Source organism: Paenibacillus kribbensis (genome assembly GCF_001705305.1).
Classification (GTDB): domain Bacteria; phylum Bacillota; class Bacilli; order Paenibacillales; family Paenibacillaceae; genus Paenibacillus; species Paenibacillus kribbensis_B.
In genome coordinates, this window is the sequence record NZ_MCBP01000004.1 from 115,732 (window position 1) to 136,208 (window position 20,477).

Annotated in this window: 18 protein-coding genes; 17 read left to right on the forward strand and 1 reads right to left on the reverse strand. The window is 49.1% G+C overall.

Annotated features, from left to right (window positions below):
• Window positions 1-14: 14 nt before the first annotated feature.
• The 13 genes from gmk to spoVM all read left to right on the forward strand — a co-directional run bounded on the left by gmk (window position 15) and on the right by spoVM (window position 14,395).
• Complete coding sequence (gene gmk, locus BAZ21_RS09130) at window positions 15-587, forward strand: guanylate kinase (RefSeq protein ID WP_068499212.1); 573 nt, start codon at window positions 15-17, stop codon at window positions 585-587.
• A gap of 122 nt (window positions 588-709) precedes the next feature.
• The gene (gene rpoZ, locus BAZ21_RS09135) at window positions 710-910 is read left to right on the forward strand and encodes a DNA-directed RNA polymerase subunit omega (protein ID WP_068499213.1); all 201 of its coding nucleotides are present in this window, start codon (window positions 710-712) and stop codon (window positions 908-910) included.
• 90 nt (window positions 911-1,000) lie between these two features.
• A complete protein-coding gene (coaBC, locus tag BAZ21_RS09140) occupies window positions 1,001-2,317 on the forward strand; it encodes a bifunctional phosphopantothenoylcysteine decarboxylase/phosphopantothenate--cysteine ligase CoaBC (RefSeq protein ID WP_068499215.1) in 1,317 nt (438 codons plus the stop codon).
• Window positions 2,317-4,938 carry a primosomal protein N' gene (priA, locus tag BAZ21_RS09145; RefSeq protein WP_068499217.1) on the forward strand — a complete coding sequence of 874 codons (2,622 nt, stop codon included), beginning with the start codon at window positions 2,317-2,319 and terminating at the stop codon, window positions 4,936-4,938. The genes coaBC and priA overlap by 1 nt, the downstream gene beginning before the upstream one ends.
• Window positions 4,939-5,073: 135 nt before the next feature.
• Window positions 5,074-5,571 (forward strand): peptide deformylase, encoded by a 498-nt coding sequence (gene def, locus BAZ21_RS09150; protein ID WP_068499219.1) that lies wholly within the window; start codon window positions 5,074-5,076, stop codon window positions 5,569-5,571.
• A 6-nt stretch (window positions 5,572-5,577) separates the two neighbouring features.
• Entirely contained in the window at window positions 5,578-6,567 is a 990-nt protein-coding gene (gene fmt / locus BAZ21_RS09155) for a methionyl-tRNA formyltransferase (RefSeq protein ID WP_068499222.1), read from the forward strand.
• Window positions 6,564-7,979, forward strand: coding sequence for a 16S rRNA (cytosine(967)-C(5))-methyltransferase RsmB (gene rsmB / locus BAZ21_RS09160; RefSeq protein WP_068499224.1), 1,416 nt, complete (start codon window positions 6,564-6,566; stop codon window positions 7,977-7,979). Before fmt ends, rsmB begins: the two co-directional genes overlap by 4 nt.
• Window positions 7,980-8,164: 185 nt before the next feature.
• Window positions 8,165-9,205, forward strand: a complete 1,041-nt coding sequence (gene rlmN, locus BAZ21_RS09165) for a 23S rRNA (adenine(2503)-C(2))-methyltransferase RlmN (RefSeq protein WP_068499930.1) — start codon at window positions 8,165-8,167, stop codon at window positions 9,203-9,205.
• A 6-nt stretch (window positions 9,206-9,211) separates the two neighbouring features.
• Complete coding sequence (locus BAZ21_RS09170) at window positions 9,212-9,988, forward strand: Stp1/IreP family PP2C-type Ser/Thr phosphatase (RefSeq protein ID WP_068499226.1); 777 nt, start codon at window positions 9,212-9,214, stop codon at window positions 9,986-9,988.
• Window positions 9,985-12,261, forward strand: coding sequence for a Stk1 family PASTA domain-containing Ser/Thr kinase (pknB, locus tag BAZ21_RS09175; protein ID WP_068499228.1), 2,277 nt, complete (start codon window positions 9,985-9,987; stop codon window positions 12,259-12,261). Before BAZ21_RS09170 ends, pknB begins: the two co-directional genes overlap by 4 nt.
• 73 nt (window positions 12,262-12,334) lie before the next feature.
• On the forward strand, window positions 12,335-13,252 hold the full coding sequence (gene rsgA, locus BAZ21_RS09180; RefSeq protein WP_068499231.1) for a ribosome small subunit-dependent GTPase A: 918 nt from the start codon (window positions 12,335-12,337) through the stop codon (window positions 13,250-13,252).
• Window positions 13,253-13,256: 4 nt separating this feature from the next.
• Window positions 13,257-13,925: a ribulose-phosphate 3-epimerase gene (rpe, locus tag BAZ21_RS09185; protein WP_068499232.1), complete on the forward strand. Its 669-nt coding sequence runs from the start codon at window positions 13,257-13,259 to the stop codon at window positions 13,923-13,925.
• A 389-nt stretch (window positions 13,926-14,314) separates the two neighbouring features.
• A complete protein-coding gene (spoVM, locus tag BAZ21_RS09190; RefSeq protein WP_010345573.1) occupies window positions 14,315-14,395 on the forward strand; it encodes a stage V sporulation protein SpoVM in 81 nt (26 codons plus the stop codon).
• A 224-nt stretch (window positions 14,396-14,619) separates the two neighbouring features.
• Here the strand turns inward: spoVM and rpmB are convergent, their stop codons facing one another.
• Window positions 14,620-14,808, reverse strand: coding sequence for a 50S ribosomal protein L28 (gene rpmB, locus BAZ21_RS09195; RefSeq protein WP_007430992.1), 189 nt, complete (start codon window positions 14,806-14,808; stop codon window positions 14,620-14,622).
• A gap of 508 nt (window positions 14,809-15,316) precedes the next feature.
• On the opposite strand from rpmB, the gene BAZ21_RS09200 reads away from it, so the two are divergent.
• The 4 genes from BAZ21_RS09200 (at window position 15,317) to BAZ21_RS09215 (ending at window position 20,471) form a co-directional block, all read left to right on the forward strand.
• Entirely contained in the window at window positions 15,317-17,101 is a 1,785-nt protein-coding gene (locus BAZ21_RS09200; RefSeq protein WP_068499235.1) for a DAK2 domain-containing protein, read from the forward strand.
• A gap of 50 nt (window positions 17,102-17,151) precedes the next feature.
• Complete coding sequence (locus tag BAZ21_RS09205) at window positions 17,152-18,021, forward strand: DegV family protein (RefSeq protein WP_068499238.1); 870 nt, start codon at window positions 17,152-17,154, stop codon at window positions 18,019-18,021.
• 1 nt (window position 18,022) lies between these two features.
• The gene (gene recG / locus BAZ21_RS09210; RefSeq protein ID WP_068499239.1) at window positions 18,023-20,071 is read left to right on the forward strand and encodes an ATP-dependent DNA helicase RecG; all 2,049 of its coding nucleotides are present in this window, start codon (window positions 18,023-18,025) and stop codon (window positions 20,069-20,071) included.
• A 112-nt stretch (window positions 20,072-20,183) separates the two neighbouring features.
• The gene (locus tag BAZ21_RS09215) at window positions 20,184-20,471 is read left to right on the forward strand and encodes a stage VI sporulation protein F (protein WP_025720107.1); all 288 of its coding nucleotides are present in this window, start codon (window positions 20,184-20,186) and stop codon (window positions 20,469-20,471) included.
• Window positions 20,472-20,477: the final 6 nt, after the last annotated feature.

Below are 20,477 nucleotides of genomic sequence, written 5' to 3' on the forward strand. Positions count from 1 at the left end.
AAATGGAGTGTACTATGGCTAAGGGATTATTATTTGTAATATCCGGACCTTCGGGTGTTGGTAAAGGAACGGTAGGCAATGCGTTGCGCGAAAAGCTGCCGGAAATAACTTACTCGGTTTCTGCTACGACTCGAGCACCTCGTACGGGCGAACAGGATGGAGTAAACTATTTTTTTAAAACGCGTGAAGAGTTCTTAGGTATGATTGAACGGGATGAGATGCTGGAGTATGCTGAGTATGTGGGCAATTATTACGGTACTCCACGTGATTTTGTAGATCAGACGCTTGCGCAGGGTCAAGATATTTTTCTGGAAATTGAGGTTCAGGGAGCGCTAAAGGTCAAAGAAAAGTTTCCTGAGGGTATCTTCATTTTTCTGCTCCCGCCTTCGCTGGATGAATTAAAGGACAGAATTCGGGGACGGGGAACAGAAACTCAAGCCACCATTGACCACCGCATGTCGGTAGCAGTGGATGAAATGAATCTGTTGCGTCACTATGATTATGCGGTTGTGAATGATGAGATTGATTTCGCTTGTAAACGAATAGAATCCATTATTATCGCCGAACATTGTAAGGTTCATCCATAAATCAGGACTTTACATATGCCAAGCGTATTTAAAGAGAAATAATACTGTATAAGCTGGGCTTGAAGGTGTACACTTGAGTTCAGCTTATACAGTCCCAAAACTAGATGAAGAGGTGTCTATTCGTGCTGTATCCTTCCATTGATGAAATGATGAAAAAGGTTGATAGTAAATATTCGCTGGTTGTAGCGGCTTCACGCCGGGCTAGACAGTTGCGTGAGGGTGAGAAGACGACTCTGAAGAGCCCTAAATCACACAAACAGGTTGGAGTAGCGTTGGAAGAGATCTACGCAGATCATCTTCTGCTTGAAAGCGGCGAAGAATAAGAACTGTAGACAATCATTATAACCAGGCGCAATGCCAATTCCTTTGACAACCGCAAGGTTGTTATTTTTTTCGGTCAGGGGGAGTTAACGATGTTGAAGGGGAAAGTCATTATTCTTGGTATTACCGGCGGAATTGCCGCTTATAAAGCGGCTACGCTGTGCAGTAAGTTGACGCAAAAGGGAGCCGACGTTCATGTGATTATGACAGCTTCCGCCAAGGAGTTTATTACCGAACTTACGTTGCAGTCGCTCTCTCGTAATCCGGTATATAGTGATACGTTTGATGAAAGAGAACCGTCCGTCGTATCCCATATCCATCTGGCGGATGCGGCCGATTTGGTGCTGGTTGCTCCTGCAACCGCGAATATCATCGGGAAAATGGCGCATGGACTTGCTGATGATATGCTGTCTACTACGCTGCTGGCTACGACAGCCCCCATTATGGTGGCACCTGCGATGAACGTGCATATGTACACCCATCCGGCAGTCATGCAAAATATGGAGACGCTCGTATCACGCGGCGTGATGATGATTGAGCCCGGTGAAGGATTACTGGCCTGTGGTTATGTTGGCAAAGGGCGCTTGGAAGAGCCGGAAACGATCGTGCAAACCATAGAGCGCTTTTTTGAACAGCAAGGTCAGGATGGTAAAGGCCAAAGCAAATCTGAGCCACGGTGGTTTGGTGGAGAAGCTACGGAAAGTCAAGCGCCCGAGTCGCTAGTGAACGAGAATGACAAAGAGAATGAAATGTTGCTTTCAGGCAGAAAAGTCATTGTGACTGCTGGCGGCACAATCGAGAGAATTGATCCGGTGCGTTATATCACGAACGATTCCTCCGGCAAGATGGGCTTTGCCATTGCAAAAGTAGCTCAGGAGATGGGTGCAGAGGTGCATTTGATCGCTGCAAATACCAGCGCGGAGCTACCTTCAGGGATTTCGCTTGAAAGAGTTCAGTCTGCTGAAGACATGTATGCTGCTGTGTTAAGACAATGGGAAGCGTGTGATATGGTCGTGATGGCTGCTGCGGTTGCAGATTATCGACCACGTGAGGTGGCACAGACCAAGATCAAGAAAAAAGATAATGCTATTACACTGGAATTAGTGAAGAACGTCGATATTCTCGAATCACTCGGCCGCAGCAAAAAACATCAATTCTTAGTTGGCTTTGCAGCAGAAACCGAAAATATGGAGACGTATGCGATAGATAAGCTGGAACGTAAAAATTGTGATTTGATCGCAGCAAATGATGTAACTGTGGAAGGCGCGGGCTTTGGTGCCGATGATAATGCTGTACAAATTTATGACCGTGGCGGGATGGTAGAGCGCATTCCTGTACAGTCAAAGGAAGAGGTTGCGCGTAAATTGCTAATGATAGCTGCGGGGCGCATGGGTGGGGTGTTGCATTAATGGAGACAGGCAATTTAGTTGCCAAGGTCATTGTCGATGTACCAGCCAAGGATACGGACCGTACCTTCGATTATCTGATACCGGATTCAATGAGGCCTTGGATTGAGCCGGGTAGCCGGGTAGCTGTGCCGTTCGGCAAACGAACGGTGCAGGCTTTTGTCATTTCGGTAGTTCCTGCCGAGGAGCCGCCTAAATACCGAATGAGAGCGATTCAGGAGTTGCTGGATTTGGTACCGCCGTTATCTCCCGATCTTGTAGATCTGGGCAAATGGATGAGTGAACGCTATGCCTGCAATCAAATCATGGCCTTGCAAGTGATGATTCCTACCGCTTTAAAGGGTAAAGCGGAGCGTTACATTTCCATCGCTGAACAGCATGCGTTTGCAAATACATCACCTGTTCATACTATCCAGGACCCAGATTCCGATATGCATTTACAACGTACCATGCAACGAGATCAAGGCCAAGAGCTCGAATGGGCTCTTCTCACCGATGATGGTATGAGCGACCCGACGGAGCGTCGGATTGTCAGCTTTATTCAGGAGAAGGAGCAAGTCCCTTTGCAGCAGCTTGGTCGCCGTTTTCCCGAGGAGGCGGAAGTCATTAAAGCCCTGTTGCGGCGGGGAGTGCTCCAGGAAAGTCAGGTTATCAAAGACAAACTCAGCAAAAAGACCATGAAAGCTGTTGATCTGGCTATGAGTATAGACAAGGCCTCAGCGGCATTGGAGAAATTTTCTGCCAAAGCGCAGCGTCAGCGGGAGGTACTTGCTTTTTTGCTGGAACGTAGCGAGTTTCTGCCTCTGCCGCTGAAGGAAGTCCTGACCTCACTGAGTGTATCGGCTGCAACGGTCAAGGCGCTGGAAGATAAGGGTTATGTGATCACGGAGGATGTGGAAGTGTTCCGCGATCCGTACCGTGGCAGACGCTTTAAGCCTACAGAGCCGCTACCCCTCACATCAGAGCAGCAGTCGGTGTATGAGCGAATTGTTCGCCAGTTGGACATGCGTGAGCAAGGCGCTTATTTATTGCATGGAGTCACAGGAAGTGGTAAGACGGAAGTCTATTTACAGACGATTCAGCGCTGTATCAGTCAGAATCGTCAAGCGATTGTACTGGTACCTGAAATATCGTTAACACCACAAATGGTAGAGCGTTTCAAGGGGCGCTTTGGCGATCAGGTGGCCGTGATGCACAGCAGACTGTCCGGTGGGGAACGTTACGATGAGTGGCGCAAGATACGCGAAGGTCGTGTGAAGGTGGCGATTGGTGCCCGCTCGGCAGTATTTGCGCCTTTTCGTGAGCTGGGACTCATTATTATGGACGAGGAGCATGAAACGTCCTATAAGCAGGAAGAAACCCCCAAATACCATGCTCGGGATGTAGCTATTCGCAGAGCCCATCAGCATGGAGCCGTCGTTATCCTGGGGTCAGCTACACCGTCGCTGGAAAGTTACTACGCCGCCCGCTCACAAAGCAATGACGAGTTTGCGCCGCTGCTGCTTGAAATGCCAACCCGAGCACTCGGGAATAGGTTGCCTGAAGTACATATCATGGATATGCGCGAGGAACTGCGGGCTGGCAACCGCTCCATGTTCAGCCGCGCGCTGCATCAAGGAATCGCAGAACGGTTGGAGCGTAAGGAGCAGACGGTATTGCTGTTGAATCGGCGCGGGCATTCCACGTTCGTTATGTGCCGCAGCTGCGGCTATGTGGCGGGCTGTCCGCATTGCGATATTTCGCTTACGTATCACCAGCGTTCGAACAATTTGCGTTGCCATTACTGTGGTTATTCCGAGCCTGTCCCGCAGACTTGTCCGGAATGCGGCAGTGAGCACATTCGCTATTTCGGCACAGGAACTCAGCGGGTGGAAGAAGAGCTGGCAAAGCTGTTTCCCGGTATACGTGTTGTCCGAATGGATGTGGATACAACAACAGAAAAAAACGCCCATGAAAAGCTGCTCAAGCAGTTTCGTGATAAAAAAGCGGATGTGCTGCTCGGTACCCAGATGGTAGCCAAAGGACTGGATTTTCCTGATGTGACACTGGTGGGAGTTATTACTGCGGACTCGGCTCTTAATTTACCGGATTTTCGGGCTGCAGAAAAGACATTCCAGCTGTTAACACAAGTAGCTGGACGTGCCGGAAGGCATCAATTGCCAGGTGAAGTATTCGTACAATCTTATACTCCAGAGCATTATTCGGTGATTCACGCAAGCCGTCACGATTATGCCTCTTTTGTCAGGGAAGAGTTGAAACATCGCCGCAATTTGCACTATCCGCCGTATTGTCGTCTTATTTTGGTGACCTTTTCTCATGAACAGCTTCCGGTACTGGTCCGGCTGGCTGAAAACTATTCAGCTACCCTGCAGGGGCGGGCGAGACAACGTGGCTGGTTCGGGAATATGGATCGGCTGACATCGGATGTACTTGACATTTTGGGACCCGTAGCTTCACCGATCTCAAGAATCAAGAATAGATACCGATTTCAATGTATGATAAAATGGCGTGGAAATATCGATGCGATTGGTCTGGCTCAGCAGGTAGCTGATGAAATGGCGGAGTCCGCACAGGCCCAAAAGCTGCTGATTAGTCTGGATGTCGATCCGCAAATGCTAATGTAGAGCGCCTGCGCAAAACTTATCGGCACAATTAATGCGGACAAGCGGTCCGTACATAGGATAATGTAGCAGTCGCGTTTGTGATGAATACAATTAATAAGTCTAAATGAAGGATAAAGAGGAAGGTGTTCTGTTGTTATGTCAATTAGAATTATAGTGTTGGAGCCGGATGATGTACTGCATAAAGTAGCCAAGGAGGTTACTAAAGTTACACCTAACGTGCAGAAGCTGCTCGACGATATGGCAGATACAATGTATGAAGCGGAGGGAGTAGGTCTTGCCGCTCCGCAAGTAGGCATTTTGAAGCGTCTGATCGTTGTGGATGCCGGAGATGAGCATGGTTTGATTAAAATGATCAATCCGGAAATCGTGGCAGAAGAAGGAGAGCAGTTGGGTCCTGAAGGCTGCTTGAGTATTCCAGGTCTGAACGGGGATGTGCGTCGTGCCGAGAAGGTTACAGTCAAGGGACTGGATCGTGAAGGCAAGGCCATTACTGTTACAGCGACTGGATTGCTTTCTCGTGCTTTTCAGCATGAAATCGATCATTTGAATGGAGTTTTGTTCACGGATATTGCGGAAAAAGTATATGAGGTTGCTCCGGAACAGCCAGGACCGAACCGTCAGGCAGGGGAGTGAGGTTCGATGAGTCAAGACATTCGTGTTATCTTTATGGGTACACCGGAGTTTGCTGTGCCTTCGCTGAACATGCTGCTGGACAACGGCTACAATGTGGTCGGTGTGATTACCCAGCCGGATAAGCCGCAGGGGCGCAAGAAAATATTGATGCCTACACCAGTCAAGGAAGCGGCGGAGAAGCGCGGATTGCCCGTGCTTCAACCGACCCGCCTGCGTCAGCCGGAAGCGGTGGCGCAGGTGGCGGAGCTGCGTCCAGATCTGATCGTAACCGCAGCTTATGGGCAAATTTTGCCTAAGTCCGTATTGGACCTGCCCCGTTTCGGCTGCCTGAATGTGCATGGCTCGCTGCTTCCCCGTTATCGGGGAGGAGCGCCGATTCAGCGTGCGATCATTAACGGTGAAACCGTTACGGGTGTGACGCTGATGTATATGGCGGAAGGACTGGATACCGGCGATATGATATCACGGGTTGAGGTTGCTATTGAGCCGGAGGATACGTCCGGTACGATCTTCGAGAAGCTGAGCGTTGCCGGGGCAAAGCTTTTGCATGATGAGCTACCGAAGCTGCTGGCAGGGCAATCGGCGCGCACACCGCAAAACGAGGAAGAGGCCACCTATGCCCCCAATCTGAGCCGTGACGATGAGCGCATTCCATGGAATGATAGTGCGCAGCAAATATACAACCGGATTCGTGGGCTTGTTCCCTTTTCCGGCGCATTTACGCTGTGGGAAGAAAATATTTTTAAAGTGTGGGCTGCTGAGCAGCCTTCCACTGAATGGGCTTCCACCAAAGGAGCTTCCATAAATAATGAAGCCGACAGCTCCAATACTCCAGCGCCCGGAACGGTTCTTCAATTGAACGCCCGAGGCATTGAAGTACAGACAGGCAGCGGTACGATCTGGCTGACTCAGGTTCAACCGGCAGGCAAGAAGGTTATGGAAGCCGGGAACTTTGCACGCGGCGGACAAATGAAGCCAGGCATGGTGCTCGGGTGAGCGGGGGTCACTCCCGTCAGGGAGACCAAGGCAAGAGAGCAGGTGCCAGAGCTGGCAGCACCCGCAAACTAACGGCGCGGGAAGTTGCACTTGATGTGTTGACCGGGGTGGAGCTAGAGGGCGCATATAGCAACCTCGAGCTAAATCGTCGGCTCCAGCAAGCAGGTTTGTCCGCAAGTGATGCCGGCTTGGCGACAGAACTCGTGTACGGCACAGTCGCACGCCGTAATACACTCGATTATTATTTGAACAAGTTTGTTCAAAAAGGCACGGCCAAGCTCCAGGCCTGGGTACGTTCACTACTGCGGATGAGTGTGTACCAGATTGTGTATCTGGATCGTATCCCGGATCATGCCGTCGTTAGTGAAGCCGTGACCATTGCCAAGCGGCGCGGGCATCAGGGGATTTCGGGTATGGTTAATGGTGTGCTGCGCAGCATGCTGCGCGAGCCGGACAAGCTGCGCATTCCTGACGGTTTGTCAGCCGAGGAGCGGATCTCGTTAGAGCATTCCCATCCACAATGGCTGGTTAAGCGCTGGATTAAGCAATATGGTGTAGAAACAGCGGAGGCAATCTGTCAGGCTAATAATGAGCCACCTGCGGTCAGCGTGCGGGTAAATACGACCATGACCAGCCGTGATCAATTATTGGACGAGATGCTCGCCAAAGGTGTGTACGCCGTTCCTTCGGCAGTTAGCCCTTACGGGATAGTTGTTCGCAGCGGCGGCAACATGGCGCTTACCTCCTGGTATACGGACGGCTTGTTGTCCGTACAGGATGAAAGCTCCATGCTTGTTGCGGAAGCAGTTGCTCCTGAGCCCGGCATGCTGGTACTGGATTGCTGTGCCGCTCCGGGTGGCAAAACAGCTCATATGGCTGAGCTGATGAAGGACCAAGGCCGGATTATCGCAAACGATCTGCATGCCCATAAGCATCATTTGATTCAGGAGCAGGCCGATCGACTGGGACTGGAGGCTGTGGAAACGGTCACCGGTGATGCGCTGGAGCTGAAAGATCGTTATGCTCCTGCTTCTTTTGATCGCATTTTACTTGATGCGCCATGCTCCGGTTTTGGAGTCATTCGCCGTAAGCCGGACTTGCGTTGGAGTAAAACGGAGCAGGATGTACGCGACATTACACAGCTTCAGCATGAGCTGCTGGACAGTGTAGCCGGACTGTTAAAGCCGGGCGGTATTCTGGTATATAGCACATGCACGATTGAGCCTGACGAAAACGAAGGACAATTGGCCCGGTTTTTAAGCGAGCACCCCGAGTATGAATTGGCAGAAGATCATTCTTTCCCGGACGTGAGTCACGGTACGAAAGGTGCTCAACATGGCTCATTGCAGCTGTTGCCACAGCATTTTCACAGTGACGGATTTTATATCACGCGTCTGCGCCGGATAAAGTAGTTCGGAAGAGTATTCCAGGCAGTCGCCCACCAATATTTCCACATTCCGCCGGACCTCTCCGGCGGTTTTTTGCATGAAAATGAAAAATTTTTACCCCCTCAGGGATTTGTGCTAAAATAGGAAGAATGAAAATACTGCCTAAGATCAAACAGAACTTAATGAAGAAGGAACGGGTGCAAACATTGATGAAACCTTTTATATATGATTTAACTCTGGAGGAGCTTCAGGACTGGGCCAAGAATAATGGCGAGTCTGCTTTTCGCGGAGGACAAATTTTTGACTGGCTGTATGTAAAGCGGGTCAACGATTTCAGTGAGATGACGAATTTGTCCAAGGGATTGAGAGAGAAGCTTGCAGAGCAATTCAGCTTTGTGACGCTGCATGAAATTACAAAGCTGGAATCGAAAGACGGTACGGTGAAATTCCTGTTCGGTTTGCACGATGATCATGCCATTGAGACGGTTATCATGAGACACAATTACGGAAACAGTATTTGTGTAACGACTCAGGTGGGCTGCCGGATTGGATGTACTTTTTGTGCTTCGACGCTTGGGGGCCTCAAACGGAACCTGACAGCCGGTGAAATTACAGCGCAGGTCGTGCAAGCACAGAAAATTTTGGATAAAACCAATGAACGGGTGAGCAGCATCGTGATTATGGGCTCTGGCGAGCCTTTTGAAAACTATGAAGCGACCATGACGTTTTTGCGTACGATGATTCATGAAAAGGGTCTGAATATAGGTCAACGTCATATCACGGTATCGACCAGTGGTATTGTACCGAATATTTATAAATTTGCGGACGAGGATACCCAGATTAATCTGGCAATATCCATTCATGCGCCTAATGATGCGCTTCGTTCCAAACTGATGCCTGTTAATCGTCGTTATCCATTTAACGATGTTATGGATGCGCTTCGTTACTATCTTGCCAAGACAGGACGGAGAATTTCATTTGAATATGCCCTGATTGGTGGAGTAAACGATCAGGCAGAGCATGCAGAAGAACTGGCGGATGTATTGAAGGACATGTTGTGCCACGTCAATTTGATCCCGGTCAACCATGTGCCTGAGCGCAAGTACGTACGCACATCGCGCAGCGATATTTTCAATTTTCAGCGTATTCTTGCCGACAAGGGCATCAATGTGACGATCCGGCGTGAACAGGGTCACGATATCGCCGCTGCCTGCGGCCAGTTGCGTGCAAAGCATATGGAGTTGGGGTGAAACCACTTGATCAAAACAGTTCATGTCAGCCATGTCGGACGTGTACGTTCGGTGAATGAGGATTCTGCCTGGATCAGGCATTTGGAGCAAGGGTATATTCTTGGGATTGTTGCCGATGGAATGGGGGGGCACTTGGCCGGTGATACGGCCAGCCGCCTCGCGGTTGAGACACTTGCCGCTGATTTGGCGACGTTGGAGAGCGGATTATCCGCACATTCTTTGACCGCGGCGCTCAGCGACGCTATTTTGCATGCCAATGAAGTTATCTTCCAAACGGCTGCGCGCGATGATAAGTATCATAATATGGGAACGACAGTGGTGGCTGTTTTGCTAAACGATGCTTCCGGAATTATCGGACATATCGGGGACAGCCGAGCCTATGTGATATCCAAAGGGACGGTACGTCAGATTACAGAAGATCACACTCTGGTTAATGAGTTATTCAAAAATGGTCAGATCAGCAAGGAAGAGCGGGAGAACCATCCCCGTCGCAATGTGCTGACACGGGCGCTGGGTACTGATTCCGAGGTGAAAGTGGATATTGACTCCATTATGCTGGGCAAAGGTGATGTGTTGTTGCTGTGCAGTGACGGGCTGAGTAATCTGGTGACGGAAGAGCAAATCAGCAAGGTAGTAGGCGCCGCAGACAATCCTTTGGAGGAACGGGCGGATCGTCTGCTGCATCTGGCCTTGCTCGCCGGGGGAGACGATAATATCACGGTAGCTTTGTTTGAATTGCCAGACGACACGGTTTTATTGAATGAAAAGGGGTGTGACGCATGATCGGGCACCTGCTAGGGGGAAGATACGAAATTATTGAGCGCATCGGCGGCGGCGGTATGGCGCTGGTGTATAAGGCTCAAGACATTTTGCTGAATCGTAATGTGGCGGTTAAAGTGCTGCGTCAGCAATTTGTTCATGATGAGGAGTTTATTCGCCGTTTCCGGCGTGAGGCGCAGTCCGCGGCTTCGCTTTCCCATTCAAATGTAGTTAGTATTTATGATGTCGGCCAAGAGGATGAAATCCATTATATTGTAATGGAGTACGTTGAAGGCAAAAATTTGAATGAGATTATTAAAGAACGCGCGCCGCTGCAGGTAGATGAAGCAGTGCGGATCGCTTCACAGATTTGTGATGCGTTGGAGCATGCACACCAAAATCAAATTATTCACCGGGACATTAAGCCCCATAATATATTGATTGGACGTAATGGACGGGTTAAGGTAACCGATTTTGGGATTGCCAGAGCTGTTACGTCAACGACAATTACTCAGACTGGTTCTGTTGTAGGTTCTGTTCACTATTTTTCGCCTGAGCATGCCAAAGGTGTAGTTACGGGCGAGAAATCGGACTTATATTCTTTAGGTATTGTGTTATACCAAATGCTGACGGCGCAGCTTCCTTTTTTGGGAGAAAGTCCAATCAGTGTAGCGCTCAAGCATTTGCAAGAGGAATTTGAGGAACCGCGCAAAATTAATCCGTTGATTCCGCAAAGCGTGGAAAATGTCATTTTAAAATCTATGCGCAAAAATCCGGAGGAACGTTATCAGTCGGCAGACGAAATGCTGCAAGACTTGGAAACCTGTCTACTGCCGGGTCGTCGCAATGAATCCAAGCTGGAATTTGCACATTTGGATGATGAGGATCAAACACGGGTTATTCCGGCGATAAAGCCTCAACAGATGGGGATGTCTTCCAATGGGAGCGACGCGCCTGTCCAACCTCGTGAATCAGAACAGCTTCCAAGCAAGCAATCGTCCAAGAAGAATAGAAAAAAGACGATCTTTTGGGTAACACTAGTGTTGGTGCTACTGCTTGCCATGGGTGGACTGGTGGTCTATGTGCAAAGTGTACTTGTCGTTCCTGATGTAAAAGTGCCAAGTGTTCTGACACAGACAGAAGACCAGGCGAAGGTGAATCTTAGCAAATTAGGATTGCTCATTGAGGAGCCGGTTCAGCACGAATACAAAGAGGGAATCGCACCAGGAGTTGTTTTTTATCAAAGTTATCCGGCTGATTCCTTAGTTAAGGAAGGAACGAAGATTAGTCTGAAGGTCGGGATTGCCAAGCCGCTTACTCCGATGCCGGATGTTAAGGGGCAAAGCTACGAGAATGCTGTGAAGCTGCTGACCGCCCAGCAAATTAAGGAGACGCAGATTCAGCAAAATGAGCAGTTCAGTGATCAGGCCGTAGGAACCGTCCTCAGTCAGACACCAGCTGCAAATGAGCCTTTTGATAAGGATTCGGTTCAAGTAGTCCTTACGGTCAGCAAAGGTGCGAACACGGTAAAAATGCCGAATTTGGTAGGCATGACGCAGAACCAAGCAGAAAATGAGGTCAAAAAGATGGGGCTGAAGGTTGGCTCGATCAAAGAGGAATATAGCTATGAGCAGGAAAAAGGTAAAGTAACCAAACAATGGCCGTCAGAGGCAGGCAGTGAGTTGCCTCCAAATACGGAAATTACGATTTATGTAAGCACCGGTTACCCGCCAGAAGCGATTATGCTACCATTCAATGTGCCTGTTGCACCAAAGGAAGAGGGCAAAAACAGCAAAATTCGTATCACTTATACGGATGCACGTGGAGAAAATCAGGAATGGGGAAGCCGTACGATTAATACGACACAGGTGTTCACGATCAATCTGTTGATGGCACCGAACAAGGACAGTGTTGTCTCTGTATTTAGAGACGGAGCCTTTGTTGATACGTATCCTGTTTCTTATATTGATGCGAAAAATGGCACGGTGACGATGCCTCAAATTGCTCCGCCTGCCGGAACGTCACCAACGGATCCTTCTGATGACAATTCTTCACAGAATGGCAGTGGAAGTGGCGGGGAAGGGAATAACGGAGAACCTTCTAATAATAGCGGAGGCGACCCTAACAACCCGGATGGGACCGGAGGAAATGGCGAGCCTTCCGCCTTTGTTCCTGGAACGGATTCCACGGGAGTTGCGGGCAGTGAGTTGGCAGTTAGCCATTATAACAACTCGGGCAAAGGGAGCGGTTCCCATAAAAAGAAGGGGAAAGTGATTGAGGCTGTACAGCATCAGTAAACCTGCTGAATGAAGGTGTTTGTACTGTTACAAGCAATGAAACTTAAGTATTATGAAGGAGGACGTCTTACACATGCCTGAAGGTCTGATCGTCAAGGCACTCAGCGGATATTATTATGTCTCCAGCCTGGATCAGGATGGGCGCCCGGTATCCGGCGAAGCTACAGTACAATGCAGAGCACGCGGCATTTTTAAGAAAAAAGAGATTACGCCTCTTGTCGGCGATCAGGTCGTTTACGAACTGACTGAGAACGGGGAAGGTATGGTCAAAGAGATTAGAAAGCGTGTGACGGAGCTTATCCGTCCGCCGGTGGCTAATACCACGCTTGCTGTGCTGTTGTTTTCCCTGCGTGAGCCGGATTTGAATCTGCCGCTGCTAGATAAATTTTTGGTGCATATTGAGCACGCCGGGCTGGATACGATTATCTGTCTGACCAAGCGCGATTTGTATGAGGGCAGTCCTTCGGAGGATGATACGGTTCTGGCCGTTCAGGAAATATATCGGAAGATTGGTTATGAGGTGCTGGTGACCAGCGCCCGTACCGGGGAGGGCACGGCTGAGCTTAAGAACCTGCTTGCTGGTCAAATTAGCGTGTTCTCCGGGCAGTCAGGTGTAGGAAAGTCTTCTATGCTTAATGCACTGCAGCCGGGGCTGACGCTAGAGACGAACGCTATTAGCAATAAGCTGGGGCGAGGAAAACATACGACTCGTCATGTGGAGCTAATTCCTCTGGACAACGGCGGCTTTGTAGCCGATACACCGGGTTTTAGCCAGCTGGATTTTTTGGAGCTGGGTGTGGATGAGTTATCACCCTGTTTTCGTGAATTCCAGCAGTATGCGGAGAGTTGTAAATTTCGAGGCTGCACCCATATTCACGAGCCCGGTTGTAAAGTAAGAGAGGCCGTGGAAGAAGGACATATTTCGCAGGGGCGGTATGACAGCTACTTGCAGTTCTACCAGGAACTAAAAGAAAAAAAGCGGAGGTATTGAGCATATGTTAAAAATAGCACCGTCGATTTTATCCGCTGATTTTGCCCGTTTGGGCAGTGAAGTTGCGGAAGCCGAGGCAATGGGAGCAGACTGGATTCATGTGGATGTAATGGATGGGCATTTTGTATCCAATATTACACTGGGTCCACCTATCGTTCAGGCTATTCGTCCGCATACGACTCTTCCTCTGGACGTTCACCTGATGATTGAGCATCCTGAACGTTACATTGCTGATTTTGTAAAGGCTGGGGCCAATATTGTCACTGTTCACGCTGAAGCCTGTGTTCATTTGCATGGAGTTATTCATATGATTAAACAGCAAGGTGTGCTGGCAGGAGTGGCCCTCAATCCAGGTACTTCCCCATATGCGATCAAGGAAGTACTGCCCAATGTGGATATGGTTCTAGTCATGACGGTCAATCCTGGTTTTGGGGGGCAATCCTTCATTCCAGAGACGGTGGATAAAATCAGACAGATCCGTACTTGGTTGAACGAAATGGGGCGTTCAGACGTACATATCGAGGTAGACGGAGGTATTGCAGAGGAGACGGCAACCGTTGTATTTGAAGCAGGGGCTGATGTTCTGGTGGCAGGCAGCGCGGTTTTCGGTAGAGAAGACCGCGGCGCAGCTATTGAGGCTATTCGAGACAGCGCAACTCGTTTGTCCAAGTGAAGCTAAGCGAAGCGTTGTGGATGACTGCAGCGAGTATGGCGACAGGTTTGACCCTTAGCTGCTTCTCGCTAGTGAAGGCTCCATGGAATGCCCTTCTTTCACTTTTCGCTGTTCTTATTGTGCTATTTTACTTTCGTAAAAATGAACGGCGTGGTTTGCGCATCGGTTTTGTGGTGTGCAGCGTGCTTTATTACTTCCTGTTTATTTTTATACTCTCGGCATATCTCTATGTTCGCGGACTTGTCTGATGGTATAGCCTGGGATGGTTGTGCATAAATATGGTTACATGAGCGGGATTCTCATGTAGCCTTTTTTGTGTGGCAACAACCTTTGATAGGTTGCATAAACTACAGAGAACGGATGCAGGAGGATGATGGGGAGGGTGAAGCATGAAGTTTTATACGATCAAGTTGCCAAAATTTCTGGGTGGGTTCGTTAAAGCCATTTTGAATACATTCCAGAAAAACTGAATTTCATGTAAGGTAAACACAGGTTAAAGAATGAAGACCAGAGGTACGCAGGGCATGCTTCCCGGGCACATCAGCTCGGCAGCTCGGAAGTAATCGGCAAGAACGCGCGGGAAGGTGCCTGACATTTTGTCCTTCTGGAACAGTTGGATACTACATTTCGAATAACCAAAAAAGCACCCGTTTAAAACGAGGTGCCTTTTGCTTATAACGTTATTTTTTTACGACTACACGCGAGTCACTTTACCGGCTTTCAATGCACGAGTGCTGACATAAACGCGTTTCGGTTTACCGTTAACGAGAATGCGAACTTTTTGTACGTTGACGCCCCAAGTACGGCGATTACGGTTGTTAGCGTGAGATACGTGGTTACCGCTGCTAGGCTTTTTGCCTGTTACAGAACATTTACGAGACATGATTCCACCTCCTATTCTGAAAATAACCAAGTTCCGTATGGAACAGGTCGCTCTTCAGGCCGACTGGGTCAGCCGGACTTTGTAAGTCACTAACGTGAACAAAACAATACTTTTATATAATATCATAGTCAAAAAAGCTCCGTCAACTGATTCAAAAACTTTATTTATTTCTCTTTCGCATTATAGTACAATATGGGATAGTTATTGCTCCATTTATTTTTGTATATATTAAAATGTGAATTTATTCCAGTCATGCCGGACAGATCAAAGGCGGAAACCATACCCATAGTTACCATTCCTGCCGATGTTTTATTGTTGGGCGGTTGACTGGTTTTTCATATATATGACCTGTGTAAGTACGACCCAGGCCATGGGTACAATAAGCTTACGAAAGTGTGACATTCGTATTCATCGTCTGGCTTTAGTATAATTCAATTAAACCTCTAAACAAGGTGTTGTGTAAGGTTGATTGTAAAACAAGTGTATTAAGCTAGGAAGGGGAATTCTCTTGAGTAATCGTTCTTTGAATGGAACAGATTTTACCGCAATGGTTCTAGCCGGAGCGGAACAATTACAGCAGCATGCGGAACACGTCAATTCACTAAATGTATTTCCGGTACCGGACGGTGACACGGGTACCAATATGAATTTGACGATGAGCGCGGGCGTAACGGAATTAAAGAGGGGGAATTCTTCCTCTATTGGTGTCATGTCCGGCATATTATCCAAAGGTTTGCTGATGGGGGCCCGCGGTAATTCAGGGGTTATCCTGTCCCAGTTGTTCCGTGGCTTCAGCCGTTACGCGGCCCCATACGAGGAATTGAATACCCTTCAGTTCGCATCGGCATTGCAGAGCGGGGTGGATGCGGCCTACAAGGCGGTGGTTAAGCCGGTGGAGGGTACAATTCTTACCGTGGCGAAGGAAGCGGCTAAGCATGCTGTTTTTTTCTCGCGCCGGACGAACGACATCACGGAACTGATGGAAGAAGTGCTTGCTAAAGCGAAGGAAACGCTTGCCATGACGCAGGACATGCTCCCGGTACTGAAGCAAGTGGGAGTTGTGGACTCGGGTGGACAAGGACTTGTGTATATTTATGAAGGATTTATGCAATATCTCGAAAGCGGTCTGGTGACAGCTACAGTTACAGCTGCAAAAGGCGATAAGGTGCGTCCCGTTTTTGCTCCTCAGGTAGCCGAGAGACCTAAGGCAGTTGCACCTTCCCCGGATGCGCCGATTTCAGCGCAAGCGAAGCTCGAAACTGAGGATATCGAATTTTTGTATGATATGGAGTTTTTTATCAATCGGCAATTGGGCGGAGCGCAAGGTACGGTCTTTGATGAGGAAGTTTTCCGGAAAGCGTTATCAGTAGATGGTGATTCTATTATCGTTATTTCAGACGATGATGTTATTAAGGTTCATGTGCATTCCAAAGCTCCGGGTGAAGTGTTGAATCTGGCACTGCGTTACGGGGAAATTACACAGATTCGTATTCTGAATATGCGCGAGCAGCATCGTGATTTGTTGTCAGCAGGTATGGATGGTGCTCCTGAGCCTGAGTGGTTTGCTGAAATACCAGCAGAGCCTGTACGTGAGGAGGAGCCCTCAGTGCCTCCGGCTCATGAACTGGCACCCTTTGGTTTTATCGCTGTAGCTTCTGGTGAAGGAATTGCCGATATTTTTAGAAGCTTGGGCGTCGATGTTGTGCTTTCCGGCGGTCAGACCATGAATCCGAGTACAGAGGATTTTGTCAATGCGGCACGCTCGATTGCGGCTCAACATATTTTCATTCTGCCGAATAATTCCAATATCATTCTGGCGGCAGAGCAGGCGCGTGAACTACTGGAGATGGAACGCCTGGTGTCGGTTATCCCAAGCAAAACGATTCCTCAGGGGATTGCGGCGGCATTTGCTTTTCAGGAGGAAGAAGCCTTTGAGGCCAATCAAGATAATATGCGAGAAGCGGTCAGCCGTGTGAAATCCGGACAGGTGACCTATGCGGTACGTGATACGACGCTTGATGACCTGCACATTATGGCAGGCCATTATATCGGTATTCAAGATTCCAAAATTGTGGCGACCGAGGAAGAGTTAGTCGCAACGTCCCGTCTTTTGCTGACGAAAATGCTGGTGAATGGTGATGAAATTGTTACGATTCTCACAGGTTCGGATGCGAAGCAAGAAGACACAGATCAGCTCGTTGCATGGCTTGAAGAGCATTATTCGGATGCTGAAGTAGAAGTTCATGAAGGTGGTCAGCCGATCTATCCTTATTTGTTCTCAGTGGAAAGCTGATGGGCTGTAGAGCGCCTATGGAGCACACCACCAAAAAGGAGGTCTGACTGATGAGCAGTACCATCATTGTGACGGACAGCACGGCTGATATTCCACAGGAATTGGTAGACCGTCTCGGTATAGTCGTTGTACCGCTGACGGTCATGTTCGGCAGCACGGCTTATCTGGATGGGATTGAAATGTCAGCCGCGCAGTTTTACAGCGAACTGGTGCGGGCAGATGAGCTGCCTACGACGTCACAGCCTTCACCAGCCCGTTTTTTGGAGGCTTATACGACGTTGCTGGAGCAGCATCCTGAGAGCCAGATTGTTTCTATCCATTTGTCCTCCGGCGTGAGCGGAACGTATCAGTCCGCTCTGCTGGGCAAATCCATGCTGGAGAAGCATGAAGATAGAGTGACCGTGGTGGATTCCAAATCAGCTTCATACGGATACGGTATGCTTGTGGTCTATGCCGCAGAGCTGGCGGCTGCCGGGCAATCCCCGGCTGATATTGTTCAGGCTGTGGAACGTCGTGGGGAGCGCCGTTGTTTGTATTTCCTGGTGGATACACTGGAATACTTGCAAAAAGGCGGACGTATTGGCAAGGCAGCGGCTATGGTTGGTACGTTGCTTAACATTAAGCCGATTCTTTCGATTGACAAAGAAGGCATTATTTATTCGGTTGAAAAGGCGAGAGGGCATAAAAAAGCGACAGCACGAATTATTGAACTGCTGGAGCGGGATTTAAAAGGCCAAAAAATTAATATTGCTGTGGGTCATACGGCAGATCGCTCGGTGGCAGAAGCGTTCGTGGCTCAGCTGGCAGAGCATTTTGAGCTGGGAGATCGAATATATACTGAACTTGGCGCTGTGATTGGAGCCCATGTAGGGCCAGGAACGATTGGCATTTTTGCATGGCCGGCCGGAGATGAGAGGTAATATGTTGCAACTGGATCAAATACCATTGAAACAAATACACGGCGTGAGTGCTCTCAAAGAAGGAGAGCTTCACGCTTTTGGCATTTCTAACGTGCAAGACATGCTGGAATATTATCCGTTTCGGTATGAAGATTATCGCCTGCGCTCACTAAGCGAAGTGAAGGACGGAGATAAGATTACGGTACAGGCCAAAATTATGGGCATTCCGGTGCTTCAACGATACGGCCGCAAATCGAGGTTGACTTGTAAATTGATGGCCGAGGATTGGATGTTTACCGCGACGTGGTTTAATCGGCATTTTTTGAAGGATCAGCTAACATCAGGCCGTGAAATTGTGGTGACTGGTAAATGGGACCTTAAGCGGATGCAAATGACCGTTTCGGATTCCGAGTTTCCCGATAAAGGAGTGGCCCGTTCAGGGACACTTCAGCCTGTGTACTCTATAGGCGGCAAGATTACGCAAAGCTGGATGCGGAAAACCATGAATCAGACGCTTCAGCAGTTCGGTGAAATGATTCCTGAAATTTTGCCGGAGCCGCTTGTACGTAAATATAGCATGATGCCTCGTAAAAAGGCCATTACGGGTATACACCAGCCTGAGGACAACCGCGAAGGGCAAGAGGCTCGCCGCCGCATGGTGTATGAGGAGCTTTTTTTATTCCAGCTGAAAATGCAGGCATTCCGGGCGTTAAACCGTGGTCGAGCAGACGGGGTTGTACATACGGTGGACAATGCCACAGTTCGTGAATTCGTGAGGTCCTTGCCTTTTGAATTAACGGATGCACAGAAGAAGGTCGAGCTGGAAATACTGCATGATCTGCGCTCGCCCTATTGTATGAACCGTCTGCTTCAAGGAGATGTCGGGTCGGGTAAAACGGTTGTTGCCGCCATTGGTTTATTTGCTACCGTGCGTTCCGGTTTTCAGGGGGCACTGATGGTGCCGACTGAAATTTTGGCCGAGCAGCATATGAGGTCGCTTCACAAGCTGTTTGAGCCCTTTGGAATTAGTGTTGGGCTGCTGACAGGAAGTACGACCGGAAAGAAACGTAAGGAGCTGCTTGCTTCCCTGCAGATGGGGCTGCTGGACATTGTGGTAGGCACCCATGCCCTCATTCAGGAGGATGTATATTTCCGCCAGCTCGGGCTTGTCGTAACGGATGAGCAGCACAGATTCGGCGTGAACCAGCGCAGCATATTGCGTCGCAAGGGATACAATCCCGATGTGTTGACCATGACGGCAACACCGATCCCGCGTACGTTGGCGATTACTGCTTTTGGTGATATGGATGTTTCTACAATATCAGAGCGGCCCAAGGGACGTATTCCAATTTCGACGTATTGGGTGAAGCATGAATTGATGGATCGGGTGCTTGGCTTTATTTCCCGCGAGGTGGATCAGGGGCGGCAGGCTTATCTGATTTGTCCGTTAATTGAAGAGTCGGAGAAGCTGGACGTACAGAATGCCATTGATCTGCATATTCAAATGCAGCAGGCTTTTCCGAATTACCGTGTCGGGTTGCTGCATGGACGAATGACTCCTGCGGAAAAAGAAGAGGTTATGCGTTCTTTTTATGCGAATGAGATTCAGCTGCTCATTTCAACGACGGTTGTGGAGGTAGGAGTAGACGTACCGAATGCGACGCTCATGATTATTATGGATGCGGATCGCTTCGGACTGTCCCAACTGCATCAGCTGCGTGGGCGCGTCGGACGGGGCGCACATGCCTCATACTGTATATTGGTTGCTGATCCCAAGTCGGAGGTTGGTCAGGAGCGGATGAAGGTTATGACCGATACGGATGATGGCTTTGAGGTCGCCAGACGTGATCTGGACTTGAGAGGGCCGGGTGATTTTTTTGGCACCAAGCAGAGTGGGCTGCCCGAGTTTCGGTTAGCAGATATGGTAGCGGATTTTGAGGTGCTGGAAAAGGCCCGTGAGGATGCGACTGATCTGATCAAGGATTCGTCTTTTTGGACATCTCCACAATATGAAGCACTGCGCGGTTATTTGCAAAAAGAGCAGATTTTCCAAGGCGATCTCATCGACTGATTCCGCAGGAAGCATGAGGTTGTTTTAATCCTTTTAATTTAGATAGGCACAATGGACAAGCCAGCCATCATATATTTGGGAATGACCGAATGATATGGGAGGTGTGGCAACATTGAGCTATCAGCAATATGGAATCAGCCCGCAACTGGTGGAGCGGATTAAGTTAAAAATGAAAAACCGTGTGCTCAAGGATCGGGTTAAGCAGCAGATCGAAGGTGTGACCAAAGCAGATCTGCAAAACAAGGCTAAGGTACGTCACCTTGTGAAGTCCACTTCTGCAATTTTGAACGAGCGGCTGACGGCCGCGCAGGAGGAGCAATTAACAGCCTTTGTGCTGGCACAAAAAATTGATCCGTCTAATACATTTCATCTGATCAAGCTGTGGGGAATGTTCCGTTGATTGCAT